Consider the following 25,885-nt stretch of genomic DNA (forward strand, 5'->3'; position numbering starts at 1 on the left):
ATATATGAATGGTAATTTTAAAAGAAATTTATTAATCAGTTCACTAGTTTCACTGTTTGTGCTTACTATTAGTTCTGTTGCTTCTTTTATCAGTATAAAAAGTCTACTAAACAGCAACTTTTGGGTCAACCATACTCAGGATGTAATTTACAATCTGAATGAAGGTTCCTCAATTATTACCGAAGCGCAAACCAGTATGAGAGGTTATTTGCTTACAGGCGATGAACAGTTTGTGGATCGATTTAATGATGCTGAAAATAAATCTAATGCCTACTTTGTAAAATTGGATGAACTTACAGTTGATAATCCCTCGCAGACAAAATTACTAGAAGAGTTGCGTGGCAAACGTTTTGGTTTCTTTAAGTACTTGAATAATCAGATTGTAAAAAAACGTTTAAGCAAAGAAACACTGATTTTCGATTTGAATGAAGGTCGAAATATGATGAACGAGATTAAGGCACTTGTAAGGAAAGTTGAAAATACAGAACAAAAACTTTTAGAAGAACGTAATTCAAATTCAGAACGTTACGGAAATTATAGTTTAGCTTTAATTGCTGTTGCTTTCTTTATAGCCTTTCTTATTTCTATTGTTTTCCTAATCAGAATTCTGAAGGATTACAACGAGAGAACTTTATTGCAGTTGGAATTGGAAAGAAAAGATAAAGAAACAGCTGAAAGACTTGATGTAATAAGCGGTATCGCAACACAAATTTCTAAAGGAAATTATGATGTTCAGATAGATGATAGAAAATCAGATACTTTAGGAGCTTTGGGCGCATCCATTCATAATATGAAAGATTCATTAAAAGATTCTTTCGAATTATTATCTCAAAAAGAATGGCTTCAATCGGGGGTTGCAACTTTGAATGATAAAATGCTGGGAGAAAAAACAATCCAGAAATTATCTAAAGACGTTATCGAATTTTTGTGTCAATACACCAACAGTAGCGCTGGAGTTTTGTATGTGATTGATGGAGAGGAGTTGACAGTTACAGGAGGTTACAGTTATATACCGAGTAAAAACAGAGAAAGAATCAAGAAGGGCGAGGGATTAATTGGCCAGTCTATAGTTTCTGGAAAAATGTTGGAACTTAAAACCCTTTCTCCAGACGATATTCAGATCAATTATGCATTGGGAGAAATAAAACCTACACATATTGTGGCCTTGCCATTAATGGATTTTAAGATTGAAGGCGCAGTGGAACTGGCTAGCATTTACGGATTTTCTGTTTTGCAGCTTGAATTCTTGAATATGGTAGCCAATAATATCGGAATTGCGATTAAAGCGACCCAAAATCGTAAGAGAGTGATGGAACTTTTGGAGGAAACTAAATCGCAGTCAGAAGAATTGCAGATTCAGCACAGCGAATTGGAAGCTATAAATGCCGAATTAGAAGCGCAGACCGAAAAATTGCAGGCTTCAGAAGAAGAACTTCGAGTACAGCAGGAAGAATTGGAGCAGACGAACGAAGAGTTGTCTGAAAGAAGTGTTTTATTGGAAGAAAAAAACACCGAGATCCAAAAGAAATCAGAAGCTTTAGAATTAACTACGCGATACAAGTCAGAGTTTTTGGCCAACATGTCGCATGAGTTGAGAACACCGTTGAATTCGATTTTATTGCTGAGTCGTTTATTGTCTGAAAACAACAACAAAACGATGAACAATGAAGAAATTGAATTTGCAAAAGTAATTCAGAGTTCAGGAAATAGTTTGTTAGGTTTAATTGATGAAATCCTAGATTTGTCTAAGATTGAAGCCGGAAAAATGGATCTGGAATTCTTGGATGTTTCGACCAAAGAGATTACAGATAACCTGTATAACTTGTTTCATCTGGTTGCAAAAGAAAAGGGAATTAATTTTGAAATTATTGCCAAAGACGCGCCTATTGTCATTAAAACAGACAAAATGCGTTTGGAGCAGATTCTGAAAAACCTGATTTCTAATGCGATTAAATTTACAGAAAAAGGAACCGTTTCTCTTGAAATAAAAGTAGATACAGACGATGATAAAATTATCTGTTTTATTGTAAAAGATACCGGAATCGGAATTCCGTTAGAAAAACAGCCTTTAATTTTTGAAGCCTTCCAGCAAGCCGATGGCTCAACAAAACGAAAATATGGCGGAACCGGTTTAGGATTGTCGATTAGCCGTGAGTTGGCAAAATTACTGAGAGGAGAAATTGTATTGCATAGTAAAGTAAATGAAGGAAGTACGTTTACATTGTGTCTTCCCGTTTTAGGATTTGCAATCAACAAAGTTTCGGTAAATAAAATTCCACATGCAGAAGAAATCGAAGTAACAACTGAAAGTGATGAGGAAAGACCGAAATACATCAGTGAAGTTATTCCGCAAGAAATTGAAGATGACAGAGATTCAATTGTAGAAGGTGATAAAGTGATTTTGATTGTAGAAGACGACATCAATTTTGCTAAATCGTTATTGGCTTTCACTCAGAAAAAGGGCTATAAAGGTGTTGTAGCAGTAAGAGGCGATTATGCTTTAAATTTTGCTCTGATTTATAGACCAATCGGAATTTTATTGGATATCGAACTTCCGATAAAAAGTGGATGGCAGGTTCTGGAAGAACTAAAAAATCATTCGCATACCAAACATATTTCGGTACACATTATGTCTTCGCATAAATTGAAACAGGAAAGTCTGCTAAAAGGAGCTGTGGACTTCTTAGATAAACCTGTTGCTTTTGACCGAATTCCAGATGTTTTTAAACGTATTGAGCATATTATAAACAAAGAATCGCAAAAGGTTTTAATTATTGAAGATAATGCGAAACATGCAAAAGCACTGGCGTTTTTCTTAGAAACTTATAATATTAATTCGGAGATTAAAAGTGAAGTTTCAGAAGGTTTATCGTCTTTAGGAAAAGAAGAGGTAGACTGTGTAATTCTCGATATGGGAATTCCGGATAAACAGGCTTATGAAATTCTAGAAGGAGTTAAGAAAAGTCCAGGTTTAGAAAATCTGCCAGTAATTGTATTTACAGGAAAAAGTCTTTCGATAAAAGAAGAACTGAAAATTAAGAAATATGCCGATTCTATTATCGTGAAAACAGCACATTCGTACCAAAGAATGCTCGATGAGGTTTCGCTTTTCCTTCACTTAGTAGAAAATAAGAAAGAAGGAAATACAGGAAAAGAAAGCAGTAAAAAACTGAATTCGTTAAACAATATTTTATTTGAGAAAAAAGTATTAATTGTAGATGATGATGTGCGAAACATCTATTCGCTTTCTAAAGCTTTAGAGGCCTTTAAGATGACTGTTATCACGGCTTTTGATGGAAAAGAGGCTATTAAAATTTTAGATGAAAATCCAGATACAGATGTAGTGCTTTTAGATATGATGATGCCTAATATGGACGGTTATGAAACAGCAGAAAAAATTAGGAGCAATCCTAAATTTCTTAACTTAGCTGTAATCGCCGTAACAGCCAAAGCCATGACTGGCGATAGAGAAAAATGTATTAAGGCGGGAGCTTCAGATTATATTACAAAACCGGTCGATGTCGATCAGTTATTATCGCTGCTTCGAGTTTGGTTATACGATAAAATCTAATCTTAAAAAATACTGTACATGGAAAAGAAAAAAGTATTGATTGTAGATGACGATTCTAGAAATATTTTTGCTTTAGTAAATACCTTAAAGGCAAAATCTTTTGACTGTCTGTCTTGTTTAAGTGCTGAAGAAGCCCTAAAAATATTAGCAAATGACAATTCAATAGATGCCGTTTTGATGGATATGATGATGCCCGAAATGGACGGTTATGAGGCCATTCCGCTCATTAAAGCCATTCCGTCTCAAGAGAATACTTTTGTAGTTGCCGTCACAGCGCAAGCTATGGCAGGAGATAAAGAAAAATGTTTACAAGCCGGAGCAGATGCATACATCTCAAAACCTGTAGATGTAGATAAATTACTTCACATCTTGGGAGAAATTTAAATGAATTATGATTGAAGATATTGAATTAGAGACTCTCATTAATGAAGTTTACGAATATTATGGTTTTGATTTTGGAAGTTATTCAAGAGCCTCACTTAAAAGACGTGTAAGCAGGGTATTTACTTTGGATGGATTTAAGCATTTTCATGAATTTCTGTCTAAAGTCCGTACCGATCCAGAATATTACAAAAAAATGATTGATGAAATAACGGTTAACGTTACAGAAATGTTTCGTGATCCGTCTTTTTATTTAACGCTTCGAAAAGAAATTCTTCCTTTGCTAGGAACCAAACCTTTTATCAGAATTTGGCATGCTGGCTGTTCTACAGGAGAAGAAGTGTATTCGATGGCGATTATGCTCAAAGAGGCAGGTTTGCTGCATAAATCAATATTGTACGCTACCGATATAAACGCTACGGTTTTGGAGACAGCAAAAAGCGGTATTTTCCCGCTGAGAATGATAAAAGATTATGCCGATAATTATCGTGAAGCGGGCGGACAGGAAGATTTTTCAGATTATTACATTGCCAATTACGGATTTGCAAAATTTAATGAAAATCTTTCGGAGAAAATGGTTTTCTCTCAGCATAACCTAGTTTCTGACACTTCGTTTAATGAATTTGATCTGATTTTGTGCCGCAATGTTTTAATTTATTTTGATAATAATCTGCAGAAAAGAGTGGTCAATCTATTTGATGACAGCTTGGCTGTTTTAGGTTTTTTGGCACTTGGAACAAAAGAAACTATAAAGTATTCTATATCTCAAACCAAATACAAACAATTTGATAAAGAGAAAATATGGAGAAAAATAAAAGAGTAACAAATTGTAAAGTAGTTATAATTGGCGGTTCGGCAGGAAGTTTGCAGGCATTATTGCAGATTTTGCCCTTTATAGAAAAACCTGTTTCTTTTGCGATTGCCATTGTGGTTCACAGAAAAAACTCAGACGAACAAACTTTAGAAGATTTAATCGCTCTCAAATCAAAAATAAAAGTAAAAGAGGTAGAAGACAAAGTAAAACTCGAAGCAGGATTTATTTATATCGCGCCTTCCAATTATCATTTGTTATTTGAGAAAGATGAGACATTATCTTTAGATATTTCAGAAAAAATAAACTATAGCAGGCCAAGTATAGATGTTTCTTTTGAGTCTGCAGCAGAAATATATGGTCAAAATTTAGTTGGAATTCTACTTTCGGGTTCCAATTCGGATGGGACAGCAGGGTTGAGAGCAATTCAGTCAGCTGGCGGTGTAAGCGTTGTGCAGAATCCGCTTTCTGCAGATATGCCTTTTATGCCAAACAATGCAATTTTGCATACAGTGCCAGATTTTATTTTAAAAACCGAAGAGATTTTAGAGTTTATAAAAGAAATTAATATTGCTGATTTTTGATTAACGATTTTTGATTTCTTCCATCTGAAATCAAAAATCGTTAATCAAAAATCTAAAATCTTCAATTTCTTAATTTTTTTCATCTTCAGGAAGTACGACTTTATTCAATTCAGCTTCTTTTTCAGCTCTTTTCTGTGCCGCTTTTCCTTTTCCGATCGGAATTCCCGCTGTAACGTACAAAGATCGGTTGTATTGGTTATTTGGACCATCTCCTTTCATTACCGTAACAAGTCCGTAGTAATATTGAACGGTGATGTTTAATCCGTTTCCAACATTCATATGATAACCAGCACCAAAAGCAAGTCCCGCATCGATAACATGAATTTGATCTCTAATGTTTTTCTTGTAAACCACATCATCTTTATTGATTTCGTTTTTAAACTCATCAAATGCTTTGGCTAACAAACCAAATTGAGGTCCAGTTTTAAGATAAATATTATTTTTGAATTGGTATTTGATTAGAATAGGAACATTAAAATAACGTATTTCACGATTCACATGTCCGCCCGCAAAAGTATTGTCTAGATTTTCATCGTTTAGAGAATACACTGGAATATCTTTTGCTCCCATTGGTGACTTAACAATAACTCCGGTATTGATCATCCAGGCAGGATTTTTCTTTGATCTAAAGTCAAAATAAAAACCAAGATTAAATCCTGGGTTTAAGGCCGAAGATCCCATATTAGAAATGGTAGAAAAATTTGCACCGCCTTCCAGACCAAATTCTAAAAACTCTGAGTTGAGTTTATCTCCAAAGATTAAGGAAATCAAAACTTGTGACTGCGCCGTGGAAATACAAAAGAAAGCAAAAACGATTAATAAAATCTTTTTCATATAATGGATGAATTACAGTCCAAAACGGTATTGTAAACTTCCCAATACTTGTGTACGAGTCCCCAAGAAACCGCACTCTGCACGAAACATTACATGTTTACTGAATTGATACTGCGACCCAATAATGAAGTTCCACATGTCTTTTGGTCTTTTTTGAAGGGAATATTGAACAGATGAATCTGAGGCTGTGCTCAATGCCCCGTCTAGAGTTGCAAGGAATGTTCCTGCTCTTTCTAGAGCTCTGTCGGCAGTATTATGTTTGGCTACATTAACTGGATTTTTTTGTTCAGCCGGAGTTAAACCATCCCACCATGCATCTACTTTTGTCTGATTGTCAGAAACTTTTTGAAGTCCGCTGTCTACTTTAGCTTGAGCACTGCTTAGATCAATAAAATCAGATAAAGGCAAATCTCCATTTGTATCTCCAGAAATATGAACTCTAAAACCTCCAACCCAAATCGCTATATTGGTGTCTGGTTTATTGAATTTAAATGTTTTTCCTAATCTCGGACCAAAAACATAGGAAAAAGCAGGTTTATCTAGCGAACTAATATCAGTCCAAGCCATGTTCATATCCAGAGCGAGCCAGCCACCGCCAATACCAATTGTTGGTGTCATACCTATACCAAAAGTAGTAGCGTCAAAATTGGCTTTGGTGCTAAAATTGGCAACTTCAGACCAATTGTTATCTGCATCTGGCACCCAAATACCAGCATTAATTTTAGTTGCCGTTTTGGCTTTTCCAAAAATTCCATAAATATTTAGAAAGGGAAGCAGCCAGATATCAGGTCTAATAGTTAGCGCACCAGCTTCAACCGTTGATTTGTCAAATCGTACAATTTCATCTAAGTTATATTGGGGTCCATGATTAAAACCAATATTTAGATCATTAATGACAATTTCAGATTCCTGCCAAAAATAATTAACAGAAACACCTGCAGAGTAGGGAAGTTTGTATCCTTTTTGAGCTACTTTCTCACCCCAAATAGGCAGAGCGTACGGATATTTTTCTACTTTAAGACTGTCTAGTAATTCTTCATTTTTTTTCCCTACAATTTTATCGGTATAAACCTGCCCGAAAATTTGCATGCTAAATAGTAATAAAAAGGCTGATATTAGTGTATTACATTTCATTGATTTAAGTGTTTTAATGTTAAATTAATTAAACTGCGAAAAATAAATATGTACTAATGCTATTGTGAGAATCTTTTTATTGGTATGCTAAATTGGCTTTATTGTAATTAAAGATTAAGGCTTGATAATGTGTTAATTAATGTTAAAGTTAAGGAAATTTTCTTACCACCGACAAAAAATGATAAGAAAATGATAAAAGGCATTAAAATAATTTTTGTACCATTTTTCAGTATTTTTATTCTAGGAATTAGCACCGTCAAATACCAATTAAAAAATAAATTGTATTTTTACAGCTGTGAAATGGATAACAATCATATTATCAATTTACCTTTTGGCATTGTCTAATATGCCCTGCGCCGATATGGAAGTAAACAGTGCTATGCATAAAACAGCTCAGTTTGCGTCAGAAGACAATCATTCGCATGACAAAGACAATGATTTATGTTCTCCATTTTGTGCTTGCAACTGCTGTGGTGCACAGGTTTTAAGTTACCATTCTACTGTAAGTTTTGAGTTTCCTAAACCTTACAATCAAATTTCAATTGTATTGCCAAGTTACAGTTCTGTTTTTATTTCCAATTTCTACGGAAGTATTTGGCAGCCCCCTCAAATAGCATAATGATTAGGCCTGTTCGATAAAAATCGAAAACGGGCGAGAGAGTTGTGGACTTTCCACACATTTACAGACAATTTAATTGTCTAATTTCTCACGTCATTATATACTCAAATGTTAGATAAAATCATTCAATTTAGTATACGAAACAAATTCGTCATACTATTATTTACCCTTGTACTTATTGCTTGGGGAAGCTATTCGCTTAAAAAATTACCGCTCGATGCCTTGCCCGATGTAACCAACAATCAGGTTCAGATTATTACCACTGCACCAACATTGGCGAGTCAAGAAGTCGAGCAATTAATTACGTATCCTTTAGAAAGAGCTGTAAAGACAGTTCCAAATGTGATCGAACTTCGCAGTATTTCTCGTTTCGGACTATCGGTTGTAACCGTTGTTTTTGAAGAGGATGTTGATATTTACTGGGCTCGTGAACAGATATTCCAACGTTTAAAACAAGCCGAAGAAAACATTCCAGATTATGTAAATTCTCCAGAATTAGCGCCAATCTCAACGGGTTTAGGAGAAATTTATCAATATGATGTATATGCCAAAAAAGGTTACGAAAGCAAATACAGCGCGATTGAACTGAGAACAATTCAGGATTGGATCATTATTCCGCAATTGCAGGGAGTTCGCGGTGTTGCTGAAATTAGCACTTGGGGCGGAAAACTCAAACAATTCGAAATTGCCGTAAATCCTAATATGCTGAATAGTCTTGGAGTTACCATTACCGAAATTTTTGATGCTTTAGAAAAAAACAATCAAAATACAGGTGGAGCTTATATCGAAAAAGATCAATACACATATTTTATTCGCGGTGTCGGAATGGCAAAAGGCGTAAAAGACCTCGAAAATGTGGTAGTCAAAAACCGAAATGGTTCTCCTGTTTTGGTTCGAAATGTAGCTCAAGTTCGAGAAGGTATTGCGCTACGTTACGGAGCATCAACCAAAGACGGAAAAGGAGAAATTGTTTCGGGATTGGTTTTGATGTTAAAAGGCGAAAACTCCAGCGCTGTTGTTGAACGAGTTCATGAAAAGATGGCTCAGATTAATAAAAGCCTTCCAGAAGGAGTTGTTGCCGAAGCTTTTATTGACAGGGGAAAACTGGTTGATAATTCCATAAAAACGGTTGCAAAGAATTTATTAGAAGGAGCTTTAATCGTAATTTTTGTTCTGATATTATTCTTAGGAAATCTTCGTGCGGGATTGATTGTCGCTTCTGTGATTCCGCTGGCGATGCTGTTTGCTGTTATTTTAATGAATGCCTTTGGCGTAAGCGGAAACCTAATGAGTCTTGGAGCGATAGATTTCGGGATTATAGTTGACGGCGCTGTGATTATTGTCGAAGCCACGATGCATCATCTGCAGAAACTCAAAAATAAAAAAGAATTAACGCAGGAAGAGATGGACGAAGAAGTCTATAATTCGGCTTCAAAAATCAGGAACAGTGCTGCTTTTGGAGAAATCATTATTCTGATCGTTTATCTGCCAATTCTGGCTCTAATTGGAACCGAAGGAAAAATGTTCAAGCCAATGGCTATGACGGTTGGTTTTGCCATTATTGGAGCATTTATTCTTTCGCTGACCTATATTCCAATGATGAGTGCTTTATTTCTTTCAAAAAAAACAGAACACAAAGAAAATTTTAGCGACCGCATGATTGCTTGGCTAGAAAGCCGTTATACGCCATTATTGAAAAAAGCTTTAGAGTTTAAAAAAGTAGTTCTTTCTGTTGCTGTCGGGTTATTTGCTTTTGCTTTTATTGTTTTCCAAAATATGGGAGGCGAATTTATCCCGACAATCGAAGAAGGCGATTTGGCAATCAATGCGACCATTATGACGGGAAGTTCGCTTTCGCAAATGGTTGAAACGGCGACTAAATATGAACAGATTTTAAAAGCCAAATTCCCAGAAATCAAGACTATTGTGACTAAAATAGGGAGTGGTGAAATTCCAACCGATCCAATGCCAATAGAAAGCGGGGATTTAATTATTGTTTTAAAAGACAAAAAAGAATGGAAAGGGAAGTATCATAATTGGGAAGAATTGGCCAATGGCATGAAAAAGGAAATGGAGATTATTCCAGGAGCCAATATCGAGATTTCGCAACCTATTCAGATGCGTTTTAACGAATTAATGACAGGAAGCCGATCTGATATTGCCATCAAGATTTTTGGTGACGATTTGGAAATTCTAGATGCCAAAGCAACTGAATTGATTTCGAAAATAAAGGGAATTGAAGGAATCGGAGATTTGAAAGCTGATAAAGTTACCGGATTACCACAGATTACCATAAAATACGATTACGACAAAATCGCGCTGTACGGACTGAATATTTCAGATATCAATCAAATTATCCGTTCGTCTTTTGCGGGAGAAGTGGCGGGAAAGATTTATGATGAAAGCAAAAGGTTTGATGTGGTGGTGAGAATGGACGAAGACAACCGCGCTGATATTACAGATGTTAGCAATTTGTTTATTCCGCTTCCAAATGGCCAGCAAGTGCCTCTTTCTCAGGTTGCTTCTGTTGAATACGAACAAGGTCCTGTGCAAGTTATCCGCGAAGACGGAAAACGAAGAATTACTGTTGGATTGAATGTGCGTGGAAGAGATATTAAAAGCGTTGTCGAAGAAATTCAGGCAAAACTGGATAAAAGTTTTAAACTTCCAGCGGGTTATTATGTGACATATGGCGGACAATTTGAAAATCTTATTGAAGCTTCAAAAAGACTTTCTGTAGCCTTGCCAATTGCTTTGGGACTGATTTTAGTCTTGCTGTATTTTACTTTTAAAAGTGCCAAACAAGCGTTGCTGATTTTTAGTGCGATTCCGTTATCGGCTATTGGAGGTGTTTTTGCGCTTTCGCTGAGAGGAATGCCATTTAGTATTTCGGCAGGAATTGGTTTTATCGCCTTATTTGGAATTGCAGTTTTAAACGGAATTGTACTGATTTCGTATTTCAATCAGTTAAAAACAGAAGGCATTTCAGATCCGTTTCAACGAATTCTTATTGGAACCAAAACGAGATTACGTCCCGTTTTAATGACCGCAGCGGTTGCGTCGTTAGGATTTTTGCCAATGGCATTATCGACAAGCGGCGGGGCAGAAGTGCAGAAACCTCTTGCAACCGTAGTAATCGGCGGATTAATCTCTGCAACTTTATTGACCTTAATCGTTTTATCGATTTTGTATTTATTGCTGGAGCGTGGGTTTAACCGCAAACATAATTAGTTAGTGAGAAAATTTGATAATTAGATAATTTATTACTGCGTGTAAAAAATAATTTCTCTCGCAGATTTCGCAGATTAATTTTAAAAGAAAAAATCTGCTCAATCTGCGAGAAACAAAAAAAATGATTTTTCACGCAGATCCTGCAGATTTTGGCAGATTAATTTTTGATTATTTAAATGTTAATCTGCGCTTATCTGCTTAAATCTTTTAAAATCTGCGTGAAACAAAAATGATAAAAATGAAAAATTCAATATATAAAAAAAAGTATATAACCTTTGCGAACTTCGCGCATCCTTTGCGAACTTTGCGGTTAAATAAGTTGCTATTAGCAAATAAGGTTTTGTGGTTAAGCACATTCCTATTAACAAGTACAGCAACATTTGCACAGCAAACCATAAGTCTAGAAAAAGCAATAGAACTAGCCAAATCAAACAACATCGACTTAAAAATTGCTGATAAAGAGATCGAGAAACAAACCGTTCTTAAGAAAGTGGCTTTTCAGCCAGATCCGCTTCAAGTGCAATATCAAGGCGGACAGTTTAACAGTGCCGATTACGACCATAACGTTTCGGTACAGCAGTTTTTTCCGTTAGGAAATATAACAAAAGCCAATCGACAATTGCAGGAAGAATTGGCAAAACTGGCTGAAAAACGAAAAGCTTTGTCTTCGTATGAAATTGAAAAAGCGGTGACATTGGCGTATTATCAATATTTGTATGGTGTTTCAATCCAGAAACTCAACTCAGAATTGAATGCTATTTATACCAAGTTCTTAAAGAACGCCGAACTGCGTTTTAAAACAGGAGAAAGTGGTAATATTGAAGTAATCAGCGCTAAAGCGAAAGTAAAAGAAATCGAAATACAAAAAGCACAGTTAGAATACGATTTGGCAATTTATCAGAAGCAATTGCAATTTTTCATTCAGACAGATGAAAATATAGTTCCTGATTCAAATACGGCTTTACAATACACTTTTTTAGAAAATCAGGAAAATACAAAAGCAGAGACTTTGATGACCGATTTTTATCAGCAGCAGATTTCGGTTTATCAAAAAGAAGCGGGAACGTTTAAAGCACTGCGAACACCAAAAGTTGGATTAGGTTATTTTGCACAAACCATCAATACCGAATCGCTGTTTCAGGGTTTTACAGCCGGATTACAGATTCCGTTATTTGGAGGTGTGAATACTACCAAAGCCAAAGCGGCCGAAATCAGTATTTCGCAGTCGCAAATGGCTTTAGATCGAAATAAAATGATTTTGAATTTGCAGAAAGAAGAATTGCAGAACAATTTCAAAAAGCAGCAGAAAAACTTAGCGTATTTCCAAAATGAAGGCTTGCATTATGCCGATCAGATTATTGAAACGGCTCAAAAAAGTTATGCCAACGGCGATATGAGTTACTGGTCGTATATCAGCTTTTTAAATCAGGCTATTGATATTAAAAAACAGTTTGCAGAGGCAACGCACAGCTACAATCAGAGTGCTATCGAACTTCAATTTCCAACTATCAAAAACAATTAATCATGAAATATATAGATAATAGTTTAGCCGCAAAGAGCGTAAAGATTTTAACGCAAAGTTCGCAAAGTTTAATTTCCTTGCGTGCCTTGCGCTTTGTCTTTGCATGCCTTGCGGTTACTTTAGCAAGTTGTAACGAAAAGAAAGCGGAAGACGCTCAGGAAGAAGAAACAGAAACTACAGAAGTGGCTTTGACGGAATCACAATTCAAAACGGTAGGAATTGAAACTGGAATTGTAGAAGATCGTAATCTCAACAAAGTCATCAAAGCAAATGGTTACACAACAGTTCCTCCGCAAAATTCTGCTGAGGTTTCGACTTTAATTGGTGGAACAGTAAAAGATATTTTTGTTTTGGAAGGAACTTATGTAAACAAAGGAAAAGTATTAGCGACGATTCAGAATCTAGAAGTTATAGAAATGCAGGAAGATTATCAGTCGGCTGTTGCCAATGTAGAATTCTTGCAGTTAGAATATAATCGCCAGAAAACGTTGAGTGAGGAAAATGTGAATCCGAGAAAGACTTTTCAGGAAGTAAAAGCCAAATTAGCGGCCGAAAGAGCCCGTGCGCAAGCCGCAAAAAACAAGCTAGATGCTTTACATGTGGGTGCAAAAGGCACTACATCGGTTGTGCCAATTGTGTCGCCGATAAATGGTTTTGTTGGAAAAATCAATATTGCTAAAGGCGCTTTTGCGAATACCGGAGTTTCGCTTTTTGAAGTGGTAGACAACAGCCAGATGCATTTGGATTTGAATGTGTATGAGAAAGATTTGGGTTCGATTTCTGTTGGTCAGGTAATTGATTTTGTCTTAACGAATCAGTCGAATAAATCAATTAAAGGAAAGATTTTCGGAATCAATAAGTCTTTTTCTAACGAGAGCAAAACAGTTGCCGTACATGCCAAAATTGATCCTGCTGATGCCAAAGGTTTGATTCCGGGAATGTATGTTTCTGCGAATATCAATATAGTTAATGCAACTGTTCCAGCATTGCCAAAAGATGCCGTAGTCCGCAATGCCGATAAGTATTTTGTTTTTGTTCAGGAAGAAGGCCATGCAGAAGAAAAACACGAACACAAAGTAGGCGAAAAAGAAGAAGCACATGAGGCAGAAGTTCATTTTAAAGCTTTAGAGGTAATTCCAGGAACAACCGATTTAGGTTTTACAGAAGTTAAATTCGTTGATAAAATTGACTCTCAAGCAAAGATTGTTACAAAAGGCGCTTTTTATTTGCTTTCAGCAATGAAGGGTGGCGGGGAGCATTCGCATTAGTGAGTTTTGCCACGAAGGCGCTAAGGCACAAAGTTTTTTTTATGCTGGAGTGTAATTTGCTCGCAAAGACTCAGAGGCGCAAAGTTTTTTTATGGTAGAGTGGAATTATCTCGCAAAGTCACAAAGTTTTTTACATGGAGAATATACGTATTATTTGTCATTTCGACGAAGGAGAAATCTCCACAAGTAGCTCCGTTCCTAGAATTCAATCTTTGTGGAGTTTCTAGCGGAGATTTCTCCTTCGTCGAAATGACATAAAATGAGAAAAAAAAACTTAGCAGCTTTGCGACTTTGCGAGACTAACTCAATCCGACTTAAAAAAAACTTTGCGGCTCTGAGTCTTTGCGAGATTAATTCCACCAGACTTTAAAAAAACTTAGAGACTTAGTGTCTTCGTGGCAACAAACTTTAGCACAAAATGCTTAATTTTAGGACATTATTTAAACAATAACTTCAGGCATTAAAAACGTGAAACTTTAAACCTGAAACCTGAAACTCAAAAAATGATACATCAAGATAAAGAAATAAAAACGATAAAAAGTAAAGCCAAACCTTCCTGCTGCTGTTCTCATGACGAACCAGTGCATTCAGACAATGATGGGCATGATCATGGCGGACATGATCACGAACACAATGCAAGTGGCAATTTATTTAAACTATTTCTTCCATCAATTATATCTTTTATTTTATTGCTAATCGGAATTGGTTTTGATAACTATTTTCCGCAAGAATGGTTTACAGGATATGTTAGAATTGTCTGGTATGCAATTGCGTATCTTCCGGTCGGACTTCCAGTTTTGAGAGAAGCTTATGAAAGCATTGTAAAAGGAGATGTTTTCTCAGAATTTTTCCTGATGTGTATCGCCACAATCGGTGCTTTTGCCATTGGAGAATATCCAGAAGGTGTTGCTGTTATGCTGTTTTATACCATTGGAGAAACTTTTCAAGGAATGGCGGTTAATAGAGCCAAATCGAGTATTAAAAGTCTGCTCGATCAACGTCCAGATGAGGTTCATGTTTTAGAAAACAATGTTGCAGTAAAAGTCAAAGCCAAAGACGTTCAGATTGGAGCCATTATTCAGCTGAAAGCAGGAGAAAAACTCGGTTTGGATGGCGAATTATTATCCGATTCCGCTTCGTTTAATACAGCGGCTTTAACGGGAGAAAGTAAACCAGACACTAAAAAGAAAGGCGATACCGTTTTGGCAGGAATGCTAAACGGAAGTACTATTGCTGAGGTAAAAGTAACAACAGCTTACAACGACAGTAAATTGTCTAAAATTCTGGAATTGGTACAAAGCGCCACAACCAAAAAAGCTCCTGCCGAATTGTTTATTAGAAAGTTTGCTAAAATCTATACACCGATTGTAGTCTATCTGGCCATTGCGATTTGTCTGCTTCCAATGCTTTTTGTAGATAATTACGTTTTCAGTGACTGGTTGTACAGAGCTTTAGTTTTCTTAGTAATTTCTTGCCCTTGTGCTTTGGTTATCAGTATTCCACTGGGTTATTTTGGCGGAATAGGTGCTGCAAGTAAAAACGGAATCTTGTTTAAAGGCAGTAATTTTCTCGACAGTATTTCGACTATTCAGAATGTGGTGGTTGATAAAACGGGAACCATGACCGAAGGTGTTTTTAAAGTGCAGGAAGTTATTATAAAACCGGATTTTGATAAAGAGGAAATTCTGAAATTTGTTAATGCTTTAGAAGGAAAAAGCACGCATCCTGTAGCAACTGCCATTCATAATCATGTTGGAATAATCGATTCATCAATCGAATTGAATAATGTAGAAGAAATCTCAGGTCACGGTTTAAAGGCTCAGATAAACGGAAAAGAGCTGCATGTGGGAAACTTCAAGCTTCTTGAGAAATTCAATATTTCGTATGATATTGATCCGTCTTCTGTAGTTTATACCACAATTGCCATCGCTTACGACAGAAAGTTTGCCGGCTATTTAACCATTGCAGATGAAATTAAAGAAGATGCGAAAGAAACGGTTTCTAAACTAAAATCTCTAGGCGTAAAGCTGACCATGTTGAGTGGAGACAAATCGAATGTCGTTCAATTCGTAGCAGATAAGCTTGGAATTACGAAAGCTTTTGGCGATTTGCTTCCCGAAGATAAAGTCAATAAAGTCAACGAAATTAAGGCCAAAAACGAAACGATTGCTTTTGTGGGCGATGGCGTAAACGATGCGCCTGTAATTGCTTTAAGCACCGTCGGCATTGCCATGGGAGGTTTAGGAAGCGATGCTGCCATAGAAACTGCCGATGTCGTAATTCAGGACGATAAACCTAGTAAAATTGCAATGGCAATCAATATCGGAAAACAGACCAAAAAGATTGTCTGGCAGAATATTACACTTGCTTTTGTGGTTAAGGCTTTTGTTTTAATTCTTGGCGCGGGCGGACTTGCCACAATGTGGGAAGCTGTTTTTGCTGATGTTGGTGTGGCTTTATTAGCGATATTGAATGCAGTAAGAATTCAGAGAATGAAATTTTAAGATAATAAAAGCCCAATTCATACGAATTGGGCTTTTTACTTATTTCTTTAAATGTTTTTGCTCTTGAATTTCTCCATTGCCAAAAGACCAGTTTTCATGACCATTATTTTCTAGTAAAACAATAATTATGTTGTTGATTAGGATTTCAGTTGAAGCCGAAATTTTTGAAGCAATTTTATGATATAGTTTTTTCTTTTGTTCTAAAGTTCTTCCTTGTCCCGCAGTTATTTGTACATAAACTATTTGTTCAGAATGTGAAATTCCTAAATAACTTTTAGGATATTTTATCTGATATGTTTCTAGTTCTTCAATTACATGAAAATAATCATCGACAGGAATATTAAATTCTTCAATTAAAGATTGATGAATAACTTCAGAAATAGTATTTTTTGTTTCAAGCGAAAGTTTTTTTGGAAGACTTATTCTAACAAATGGCATTTTATTCAGTTTTTAAATCAACAATAAAAGTACAAAAAATCGAATTATTTATTGATTATATTTTTCCATCTACTTTCGGAATAGAATTTTTGAAATGTTGCATTAGATAATAATGATTTTAAGTTTAAATCGCCTCTAAGATGATTTAAACTTAAAAAATCTAAAGCAATACTTCGATATTGTTCTTCATTGTTCTGATTGTAAATTTTTGCAAAAAGTTCTGCAGCTTCAAAGTTTTGTGCGCTCGTCATTCCACCTAGAATCATTGAGGCGTTATTGTAGTTTTCATATACTTTCTGAAATTCTTTTGTCACATAATATTTTTTAGCTAAACGGATAAGACTTAAAGTGTCTTCTATATCTTTTTTTTCTTTTTTTGTAGCGTCTAAAGCTGTTGGGAGAGTATATTTAAAACCATAATTCAGCGCATAAATTTTTAAAGGAAGCAATCCTAAAGAAATTCGCCTTTTATCGATTTCATTTTCATTTAAAATTCCTCTAAAACCTGATGCTTCACCGTTTTGGGTCCAATTTACTTGCGTTCCGTAAAGTTGCTTGTAATTGAGATTGCACTGAACTCTATCATACAAAAAAGCATAATTTTCCATATCGAGTTCTTTTGTTCCTTTTAGTTTTTCCATTTCATGCAAAGCAGTTGTTTGAAATAGTATATCTTGATCTGAGTGCTGTACAATGAGCCAGAAATTGTGAGCGCCGTCTTTACCAATTTGAGATATTTTGAGCCAGCCGTGTTTTTTCAAAATCTCTTTTGCAGCAGAAAGATTTTTAAAATCTAACTCGTTAATCTTCTGCTGTATTTCATTCAATTGTGCAGGATCAGAAGTTTGAATTTTAGAATACCTGATTTTCTGATCTTCAATTCCCATTGCAATAATTTGTTTTCGAAGCTCAGGAAGTAACAATGTCTTTTCATATTCTTGTTCTTTCAAATGCGATTTTTGCGCTATAACTTTCCATTCTTCAGGATAGTTATTCCGAATGAAATCAAAATACGGATCGATCAATAATTGGTCTGTTTCCGTCCAACCTTTATCCAATGACAAATCTAAATACTCAAACGCTTTTGTTTTATTTTCGTCAAGCGAATACATTCCAGCCGCTTTGTAAGCATTTAGATCATTGGGTTTTTCAATTGAAAATGCCTTTTCCAGTTTTGGAATGGCGTTTTTATAATCTTTTTGAAGATGCAATAACGAAGCTTCTGCAATTAAAGCTTCGTATGCAAGATTATTTTGCCCTTTAGAAGTATAAAAACTAAATAGCAATAAGAGAAATCCATATTGTTTCAGATATTTTAAACTCATTTTTTCAGCTTTTGGAAGATGAAAATACAAATTATATTTTGATGTGCTTGAAACAAAGTGTTTTAAAAACGTAATTCAATTATGTTTTCATTATTCTCCAAAGTTATTTTTACCGGATTACTTTCAGAAGGAATTTGAGTTGGATACCAATTTCTAGTCGGTTGAACCAAAATCAATAAGCCTTCATGATCGCCAATTGCAGCAAATTTATCTGTATTGGTATTTTGAGAAAAGAAATGCAATCCGTGTTCTTCAATTAATTGATTTCCTAATTCTAACGGATTTTCCGTAACAATTCCGATTTCGCTTATGTTTAAAATAGAAGCAGAGTTGAATTCACCAACTTGTTCATTATTAAGATCATGTCTAGCAATGAATTCGAGTAAATTTCCGTTGTGATCAAAGAAATAAATAGAATGCGCATTCCAGTTTTCAAAGTTAGTAACGACGCTTTTATCTTCCAGAACAATTAAATCCACTTTGTCTTTGCACCATTGAATGGCTTCTTCAAGCTGATTTTCAGGAATATTAAAAGCAAAGTGATAGATGGAATTAAAATCTGGATCTTCTACAAATTTTAAAATAGAAGTTCCAGCCTGAAATGTGATTGATTTTTGATCATTTTCCAGAACAAAAAGTCCAAAAAGGTTCTGGTAAAATGCTTTCGTTTTTTGAATATCGTTCGTTTTGATTTGTATTTGATCTATTCTCATGACAATAATTTTTTATAAAAGAAAAAGCTTCTTTTGAGTGACAAACAAATTTAAATAATACAAAAGATATTCAACATGTAAGGTCATTTTATGCCTCAATGGAAGTATAGGGAAATAGTATTGATTGGGATGTTTTTTATATAAAAAAAAGTCCATTTCATTATGAAATGGACTTTTATTTTTTGTTTTGATAGAATCAATTTACGATTTCAAATCCACCACAACTTTTTCAATTTTACCTTGAAAAGTAAAAGGCGCGTCGTATGTTCTGTTAACAGGCGTTCCAAAATCCTCACCAACATCTAAAGTCTCATCTGCAGAGAAACGGCTTGGCACTGTTTTCGGGATGTCACCGCTGGCTACTTTTTTACCATCGACTAGTAAGGTTGCTTTAGCCGCTTTTCCGACACCTCCGCCAGCGTAGTCAAAATTAACTACAATTTTATGTTTACCCGCTGTTAAAGCAGTTGGTGACTGTATGCTCCATTTATGATTTGGATAATGAGAAAAAGCATATGCAAATGTCGGTTTACCTTTTTGAAGCATTAAAGCCAATCCGGCAAAGTAACCGCCTTGTGTAATAATCATGCCTTCTTGACCTGCTTTTACATCAACATCGGCTGTTATGCTGAATGATGTATTTTTCATGTTAGGAGCCATTCCTTCTGTAATGCGAGATGTTCCTTCGTGAAAAGTAAACTGAGTTCGGCCTTTATTTAAATTAGGACGATTTTCAGGATTTACCCTGTCTATGTAACGATCATCAAATGGAAAAACTTTATATTTTTCGGCTTCTTCCATAAAATCTTTTTGCATTTCTTTCAGTTTCTCTGGATTCTGTGCCGCAATATCTTTGGCTTGACTGTAATCTTTTGTCAAATCGTACAATTCCCATTTATAATCTTTAACTGGATCTTCTGTAGGCGTTGGATGCCCTTGCCATGGCAGATTTTTGGGAGTTGTACTCGCCATCCATCCGTCTTTATAATAGGCTCTGTTTGCTATAACTTCAAAATATTGCGATTTATGTGTTTCTGGCGCACTAGCATTATCAAAAGAATACATAAGACTTTTTCCTGCCATTGGAGTTTGATCAAAACCATCCACTTTTTTAGGTTCAGGTATATTAGCCGCTTCTAGTATAGTAGGGACAATATCTGTAATGTGAGTAAATTGGCTTCTTATTTGTCCAATTTGCTTAATTCTTGCCGGCCATGAAATTACCATTCCAGTACGGCTTCCTCCTAAATGTGATGCAATTTTTTTGTCCCACTGAAAAGGCGTGTTCATAGCATGCGCCCAGCTTTGCGAGTAATGTTCTGCCATCCATGGACCGCCAAAATCATCTAAATGTTTCAGCATAAATTCTTCGGTATCAACTTCGCCATTTACCATAATACCAATTTCGCTGGTTAATCCTTGTCCAGTTGGGTCTTCGGCGCTGGCGCCATTATCTCCCATAATAAAGATTACCAAAGTATTGTCATATTGGCCAAGATCTTTAATGGCTTGCAATATTCTTCCAATCTGATTGTCACAATAAGCCAACATTGCCGCATAAACTTCCATTTCTCGAGCCGCTACTTTTTTCATTCCTGGAGATAGTGCATCCCATTTTTGATATTCTGGAGGTGTTACAGCCAATAAAGCGTCAGATGGAATAATCCCTAATTTTTTCTGATTTTCGTAAGTTTCAATTCGCTGTTTATCAAAACCCTGATCAAATTTTCCTTTAAATTTTGCAATCCATTCTTTAGGAGCCTGATGAGGTGCATGTGCTGTTCCTGGTGTATAATACGCAAAGAAAGGCTTGTTTGGAGAAACGTTCTTTTGAGTTTGTATCCAACGAATAGCATGATCGGCCAAATCTCGATCTAAAACGTAATCAGGATCAACTTTATCATCTTTAAAATACGGATCGACAGGTTTTGTACCTTCAAATAATGCGGGTCTAAATTGATGCGCATCGGCACCTAGAAAACCATAAAAATATTCAAAACCTAAGCCAGTTGGCCATAAATTAAAAGGTCCAGCTGGAGTAGATTGCCAGTCTGGTACGTTATGATTTTTTCCAAACCAGGAAGTTCCGTAACCATTGTCGGTTAAGATTTTACCAATTGTAGCAACGCTTCGCGGCACTAAACTGTTGTAGCCAGGATATGGAGTTGAAAATTCCATAATAATTCCCGTTGCAGCAGTATGATGATTTCTTCCTGTAATTAATGCAGCTCTGGAAGGCGAACAAACCGCTGTGGTATGAAAACGGTTGTAGCGTAATCCATTTTTGGCAAGAGCATCAAAATTTGGAGTTGGTATAGGTCCGCCAAACGTAGAACTTGCTCCAAAACCAACATCGTCAATCATAATAAGCAAAACATTTGGAGCGCTTTCGGGAGCACTAATTTCTTTAGGCCATTCTATAGGATCTGAGCCTTTGATTGTGGGAGCTACTTTGCCAACTTTTTGATAGGGTTCAATCGGTAAAACTGTTCTGTCAGGCCAATTTTGAGAATGCGTTGTCCCAAAGGCAAATAGTGTAAAAAAGACGGTGAGCAAAAAGTTATTTTTCATAAAATTAGAAGGTATTATATTTATAGAAAAAACAATTGTAACTTTTTAAAAACTTGTATTCGAGATGAATAGATAGTAAATATACAAAAAATAAAGAATGAGGTTTAAAATTATGTTAAAATTTTATGCAGATAATTTTTACGATTTTTTTTGAATAAAAAAGCCCATTTCATAAAAGAAATGGGCTTAACAGATTTGTAAATACTTGGGGCAAAATACAAATCAATTAACTAACTTATTTTGGCATTTCGGGAACCATAATTCTTCTGGTTGGCGTGCTTAAAGTTTCAATAAAAGCCAATAAATCGCCCATTTCTTCCTTACTTAAATTCAATTTTCTAAGCATTGGATCTGATTTCGGAATGAGAGAATCTCTGGCTGTTCCTAGATATTTTTTCTGAACAGGAGACGGATTTCCTAAATTGTACAATTCCACAACATCCAATAAAGTTGGAAAATGCCCGTGATGCATCCAAGGTTTTGTATTTACAACTTCACGGAGTGTTGGCGTTCTAAATTTGCCGATATCTTTTACATCTTTCGTCACATTATAGCGTCCGAAATCTTCATTTTTTGTTCCGAATAAAGTTTGACCGTCGTTATGAAACTCATTATCACTGAAATAAGGCGTATTATGGCAATTGATGCATTGCGCTTTGGTTCTAAACAAATGCATTCCTTTTACCTGCTGATCAGTATAAATGTCCGATTTCCCGCTTACAAACTGGTCAAATTTACTTTTCGGACTATTGATAGATCTTTCGAAAGTGGCAATCGCATATTGAATTCTTTCTAAAGTCACTTTTTTATCTCCAAAAGCTTCTGTAAATAATGCATTGTAACCTTTTATTTTGGCTATTTTATCAACAGCAAGCGTCAGTTTTTCATTCATTTCTAAAGGATCAGAAACAGGAAATTGCGCTTGATCTTCTAAACTCGAAGCTCGTCCGTCCCAAAATAGAGAGGTTGCGTATGCCGAGTTTAAAATCGTCATCGAATTGCGTTTTCCTGTTTGGCGATCATGACCAAAAGAGCGTGTTAGATTGTCTGTCCAGCCCAATTCTGGATTGTGGCAAGAAGCACACGCAATTTGTCCGCTTCGCGATAATCTCGGATCAAAAAACAAAATCTTTCCCAAACTTTCTTTTTCCTTCGAATACGGATTGTAAGCAGGATAAGGAACGGATGGCAAAACGCCAATATCCTGAAATTTAGATTTATCTACATTTTCATGTAATTCTGCAGCGGGCCATTTTGATGAATCTCCGCTAGAGTACAATTTTCGTAATTCCTGAATATCCTTATAATCAAGACCTTCGGCTGTTTTATAAGCCGATAGTCCAAGCAGGAATAGGAGAGGGAAGATTAGTTTTTTCAATTTTTGTTTTTGTTTTTTGTTTCAGGTTTCAAGTTTCAGGTTTCAAGTTTCAGGTTCTGTTGCAACTTGCAACTTGAAACCATTTTTATATTAAAGAGAAACTTCTTTAGGACAAGGAATACTCAAAGCCGCAGGTTTCGGATACGTTCTGTTATTGTACATTCTGTATTGTGTCGAAACTGTTCCTCCAAATAGTTTGTCGTTTGTCAGTTTTAATTCAAATGAAATTTCATATAAACCATTGCTGATTTCTTTGTATGTTCCTTCTCCAGAAATGGCAATGCTATGCGTATTTGTTGCGCTAGATCCGATTGTAATATCTTGCGGAATTACAAGAACAGTTCCTTCCGTTTTGCTGTTTCCGTTGGATGGGAAAAATTCCAAAGCCGAAGTAATATTAAATCCTGGCGAAATAGCAGCAGAGTTACTTTCGTTAGAAAACCATCTTTTTAAACCAAAAGAATTCACCGTATTGGTTCCGCTTGAGACGTTAAATCCAATTTTGAAAGCATCGTGATAAATATCATCATTAGGATTTGTAGTTCCTTTATCGCTGTATAAAATAGCATTTGGATCGTCTTTGGTCACGATAACTGGAAAAGTTAAAGCGTTGAAAGTCATCCATGCACAGTTTCCATTATTGTTAAACCAATGTTCGCCGTATGTTAGATAAAACGCATTGGTCGGGTCTGTAAATTTCGAAGCGGGATAGGCATTAACATCTCTTGGCGTTTTTATTGGTTTTACAATGGTCAAGTTGATGTTTCCTGTTGCAGTGTAATTCGGAATATTTACAAGAGTTAATTTAGATTCGTATCGAACATCATCATTTTGAAGATCTTCTAAAAGAGTTAAATGATAAGTTACAGAAGTTCTATTATTGCCATAATCATCGTGAGTTAAGGAATATTCGAATCCGTTTTGGAATTTAAAAATAGACGCATTTTCAATTTCCTCAGGGAAAAACCCATTCGGATAATTGACTATAAAATCGATTTTTTCGCCCATTTCCCCTTTTATATTGTATTGCGTTACCGGAAAGGTGTAATTGGTTGCAATAGTTCCTAAATCAATTTTGAAAGTAGTGTTTGGATATTCTGTATTCAGGTTTCCAATATGAATATCAGGATCAGAAACCGTTTCTAATTTTAATGTAATATTCTGGCTTTGAGTCCATCTTTTATCAAACGAGACATAAATAGTATCTGTTAATTTGCTGCCTTGAAAAGAAAGCTGATTGACAGGATTTACACTAAAACTGTCGCTTGCACCATTTGTTTCGGCACTAAAATTTGCTGTAACAGTTCCTTTCAATTCGCGTGTTGTTAAAGCTACAGGAACTTTTAAGGTCTTTACAGATTTGTTTTCATAAGTAGACTGCGGAACTAAATTCCCGTTTACAGTTGGGTATTCTAGAGGCGTGTTGTCGCTTTTTACTAAAAAGTTAAATCGTAAAAAAGGATCAATGTCTGAGCCTAATTTGTAATCATCTTTAGAACATGAAATATATAATAGTGCTATAAATAATATACTGAATATCTTAATACGAGTCATTTTGCTGCAAGTTTGGGTTAAGATCAGTGTTGAATGTTGGTATTGGCAGTACGTATTTTAAAGATGGATAAGTAAGACTGCAAACCGTAGCGATACAGCCATCATTTCTAGAAACATCTTTGTGCATTCTGGCAATATCAAAAAATAGGAAACCTTCAAAGCATAATTCTTTTCTTCGTTCTAAAAAGATATTTTCTTTAAGATTGTTTGTATTGGTTAATAGAGATGCATTGGCGCGGGCACGAATGATGTTAATGTCTGCCATTGCCAAATCGGCTCTGTTGGTTTCTAGCGCTGCTTCGGCACGAATCAAATACATTTCGCTAAGCCTAGAAGCGACATAACCCGCATTGTTCTGAAATTTTTTGGTAAAATTGTAATTAAGATTGGTATGAACGCCGCTTACTATTGTAAAAAGCGATTTTGTTAAGAACAATTGTTTTCTTAAATCTGCGCTTTCGTAAAGATTAACCAAATCATTTGAAGCAGTATATTTTTCGAAGTTTGTATCTGTAGTATAGCCATAAGTCTGAGTCATTGAGGAAGAAACATTTCCTTCTGTGTCTTTTGGAATAGAAAATTCCAATAAAATTTCAGATACCGGAAGATCTGGTTTTTCCCATTCTGCAATTAAAGTTTCTTTGCTGGTTAGCACAACACCAGAATTGGTAATTACATCATTTGCCATTTCGTAAGCATTAGTCCAATCTCCTTTTTGAAGATAAACTCGCGCCAATAATGCTTTTGTATTTTTTCTGTTAAAGAAAGAATAAGCAGGACCAGAAAGAAGCGAAGCGTCTGAATAATTATCGATAGCCGTTTGTAAATCATTTATAATTAAAGTATACGTTTCGGCAGCCGTTTTTCTGGCAGGATACTGTATGCCAGATTTAATAGATTCTGTACTGTAAATTATTCCTAAATGCGATGCATCTGGAGTATATTTATAGTCTTGGCTGTAAACAAGAGATAAAAGAAAATGAGCATAGGCTCTTATTGCCAAAGCTTCTGCCTTTATTTGGTTTTTCTCTGCCTCAGTGGCGTCGGTTAGGGCAGGAGTAAATTCTAAAATTAAATTTGCCTGATTGATTATATCATAACTGCTATCATAAAATGATTTGAAATTACTGGTTAGCGCTACATCTTCAAAAGAATAAACTTGCTGCAGATTTATTGCTGGAGAAATTTGACCTCTAGAGCCTCCCGTTGCAACTGGTGCAAATTTTATATTACCGCCCTGCAAATCAGCATAAGCAGCATAGCGATCTGGTCTTACATTGGCTTCTACTTCGGTGTAAAGACCTGTAAGTGCCTGTAAAACCCCTGTTTTGTTCTGTAAAAGTTCGTCTATAGAAGTTTGTGTTCCAGGTTCTTGTTCTAAAAAGTCACTACAGCTTTGTAATGAAAGCATTAGAAAAAATATAGATAAGTATTTTGAATATTTCAT

General features: G+C 35.6%; 18 protein-coding genes. 9 read left to right on the top strand and 9 right to left on the bottom strand.

Annotated features, from left to right (window positions below):
• Positions 1–4 precede the first annotated feature (4 nt).
• The 4 genes from NCC77_RS12010 to NCC77_RS12025 are packed head-to-tail and all read left to right on the top strand — an operon-like array spanning position 5 to position 5,347.
• A complete protein-coding gene (locus NCC77_RS12010) occupies positions 5–3,571 on the top strand; it encodes a response regulator (protein ID WP_250835774.1) in 3,567 nt (1,188 codons plus the stop codon).
• Between the two features lie 18 nt (positions 3,572–3,589).
• Complete coding sequence (locus NCC77_RS12015; protein ID WP_095927599.1) at positions 3,590–3,955, top strand: response regulator; 366 nt, start codon at positions 3,590–3,592, stop codon at positions 3,953–3,955.
• A gap of 7 nt (positions 3,956–3,962) precedes the next feature.
• The gene (locus tag NCC77_RS12020) at positions 3,963–4,775 is read left to right on the top strand and encodes a CheR family methyltransferase (RefSeq protein WP_250835775.1); all 813 of its coding nucleotides are present in this window, start codon (positions 3,963–3,965) and stop codon (positions 4,773–4,775) included.
• Positions 4,754–5,347: a chemotaxis protein CheB gene (locus tag NCC77_RS12025; protein WP_250835776.1), complete on the top strand. Its 594-nt coding sequence runs from the start codon at positions 4,754–4,756 to the stop codon at positions 5,345–5,347. Before NCC77_RS12020 ends, NCC77_RS12025 begins: the two co-directional genes overlap by 22 nt.
• Positions 5,348–5,416: 69 nt before the next feature.
• Here NCC77_RS12025 and NCC77_RS12030 read toward each other — a convergent pair whose 3' ends face one another.
• Complete coding sequence (locus tag NCC77_RS12030) at positions 5,417–6,181, bottom strand: porin family protein (protein ID WP_250835777.1); 765 nt, start codon at positions 6,179–6,181, stop codon at positions 5,417–5,419.
• 12 nt (positions 6,182–6,193) lie between these two features.
• Entirely contained in the window at positions 6,194–7,315 is a 1,122-nt protein-coding gene (locus NCC77_RS12035; RefSeq protein WP_250835778.1) for a hypothetical protein, read from the bottom strand.
• A 295-nt stretch (positions 7,316–7,610) separates the two neighbouring features.
• Between NCC77_RS12035 and NCC77_RS12040 the strand changes: the two genes are divergently transcribed.
• From NCC77_RS12040 to NCC77_RS12060, 5 genes are all read left to right on the top strand, one after another.
• Complete coding sequence (locus NCC77_RS12040) at positions 7,611–7,934, top strand: DUF6660 family protein (RefSeq protein ID WP_349306047.1); 324 nt, start codon at positions 7,611–7,613, stop codon at positions 7,932–7,934.
• A 108-nt stretch (positions 7,935–8,042) separates the two neighbouring features.
• A complete protein-coding gene (locus tag NCC77_RS12045; protein ID WP_250835780.1) occupies positions 8,043–11,165 on the top strand; it encodes an efflux RND transporter permease subunit in 3,123 nt (1,040 codons plus the stop codon).
• Positions 11,166–11,403: 238 nt separating this feature from the next.
• Complete coding sequence (locus NCC77_RS12050; RefSeq protein WP_250835781.1) at positions 11,404–12,687, top strand: TolC family protein; 1,284 nt, start codon at positions 11,404–11,406, stop codon at positions 12,685–12,687.
• A 2-nt stretch (positions 12,688–12,689) separates the two neighbouring features.
• Entirely contained in the window at positions 12,690–13,955 is a 1,266-nt protein-coding gene (locus tag NCC77_RS12055; protein ID WP_250835782.1) for an efflux RND transporter periplasmic adaptor subunit, read from the top strand.
• Positions 13,956–14,458: 503 nt separating this feature from the next.
• Entirely contained in the window at positions 14,459–16,459 is a 2,001-nt protein-coding gene (locus NCC77_RS12060) for a heavy metal translocating P-type ATPase (RefSeq protein ID WP_250835783.1), read from the top strand.
• A 39-nt stretch (positions 16,460–16,498) separates the two neighbouring features.
• Here NCC77_RS12060 and NCC77_RS12065 read toward each other — a convergent pair whose 3' ends face one another.
• From NCC77_RS12065 to NCC77_RS12095, 7 genes are all read right to left on the bottom strand, one after another.
• The gene (locus NCC77_RS12065) at positions 16,499–16,897 is read right to left on the bottom strand and encodes a tautomerase family protein (protein WP_250835784.1); all 399 of its coding nucleotides are present in this window, start codon (positions 16,895–16,897) and stop codon (positions 16,499–16,501) included.
• Positions 16,898–16,941: 44 nt separating this feature from the next.
• Positions 16,942–18,222, bottom strand: a complete 1,281-nt coding sequence (locus NCC77_RS12070; protein ID WP_250835785.1) for a DUF6624 domain-containing protein — start codon at positions 18,220–18,222, stop codon at positions 16,942–16,944.
• Between the two features lie 62 nt (positions 18,223–18,284).
• Positions 18,285–18,935 (bottom strand): VOC family protein, encoded by a 651-nt coding sequence (locus NCC77_RS12075; protein ID WP_250835786.1) that lies wholly within the window; start codon positions 18,933–18,935, stop codon positions 18,285–18,287.
• Positions 18,936–19,136: 201 nt separating this feature from the next.
• Positions 19,137–21,506 (bottom strand): arylsulfatase, encoded by a 2,370-nt coding sequence (locus NCC77_RS12080; RefSeq protein ID WP_250835787.1) that lies wholly within the window; start codon positions 21,504–21,506, stop codon positions 19,137–19,139.
• A 235-nt stretch (positions 21,507–21,741) separates the two neighbouring features.
• Positions 21,742–22,884, bottom strand: coding sequence for a cytochrome-c peroxidase (locus tag NCC77_RS12085; protein ID WP_250835788.1), 1,143 nt, complete (start codon positions 22,882–22,884; stop codon positions 21,742–21,744).
• Between the two features lie 90 nt (positions 22,885–22,974).
• A complete protein-coding gene (locus tag NCC77_RS12090; protein WP_250835789.1) occupies positions 22,975–24,438 on the bottom strand; it encodes a hypothetical protein in 1,464 nt (487 codons plus the stop codon).
• Complete coding sequence (locus NCC77_RS12095; protein WP_250835790.1) at positions 24,425–25,885, bottom strand: RagB/SusD family nutrient uptake outer membrane protein; 1,461 nt, start codon at positions 25,883–25,885, stop codon at positions 24,425–24,427. Before NCC77_RS12095 ends, NCC77_RS12090 begins: the two co-directional genes overlap by 14 nt.

Origin of the sequence: Flavobacterium tyrosinilyticum, assembly GCF_023656565.1 — a bacterium.
Classification (GTDB): domain Bacteria; phylum Bacteroidota; class Bacteroidia; order Flavobacteriales; family Flavobacteriaceae; genus Flavobacterium; species Flavobacterium tyrosinilyticum.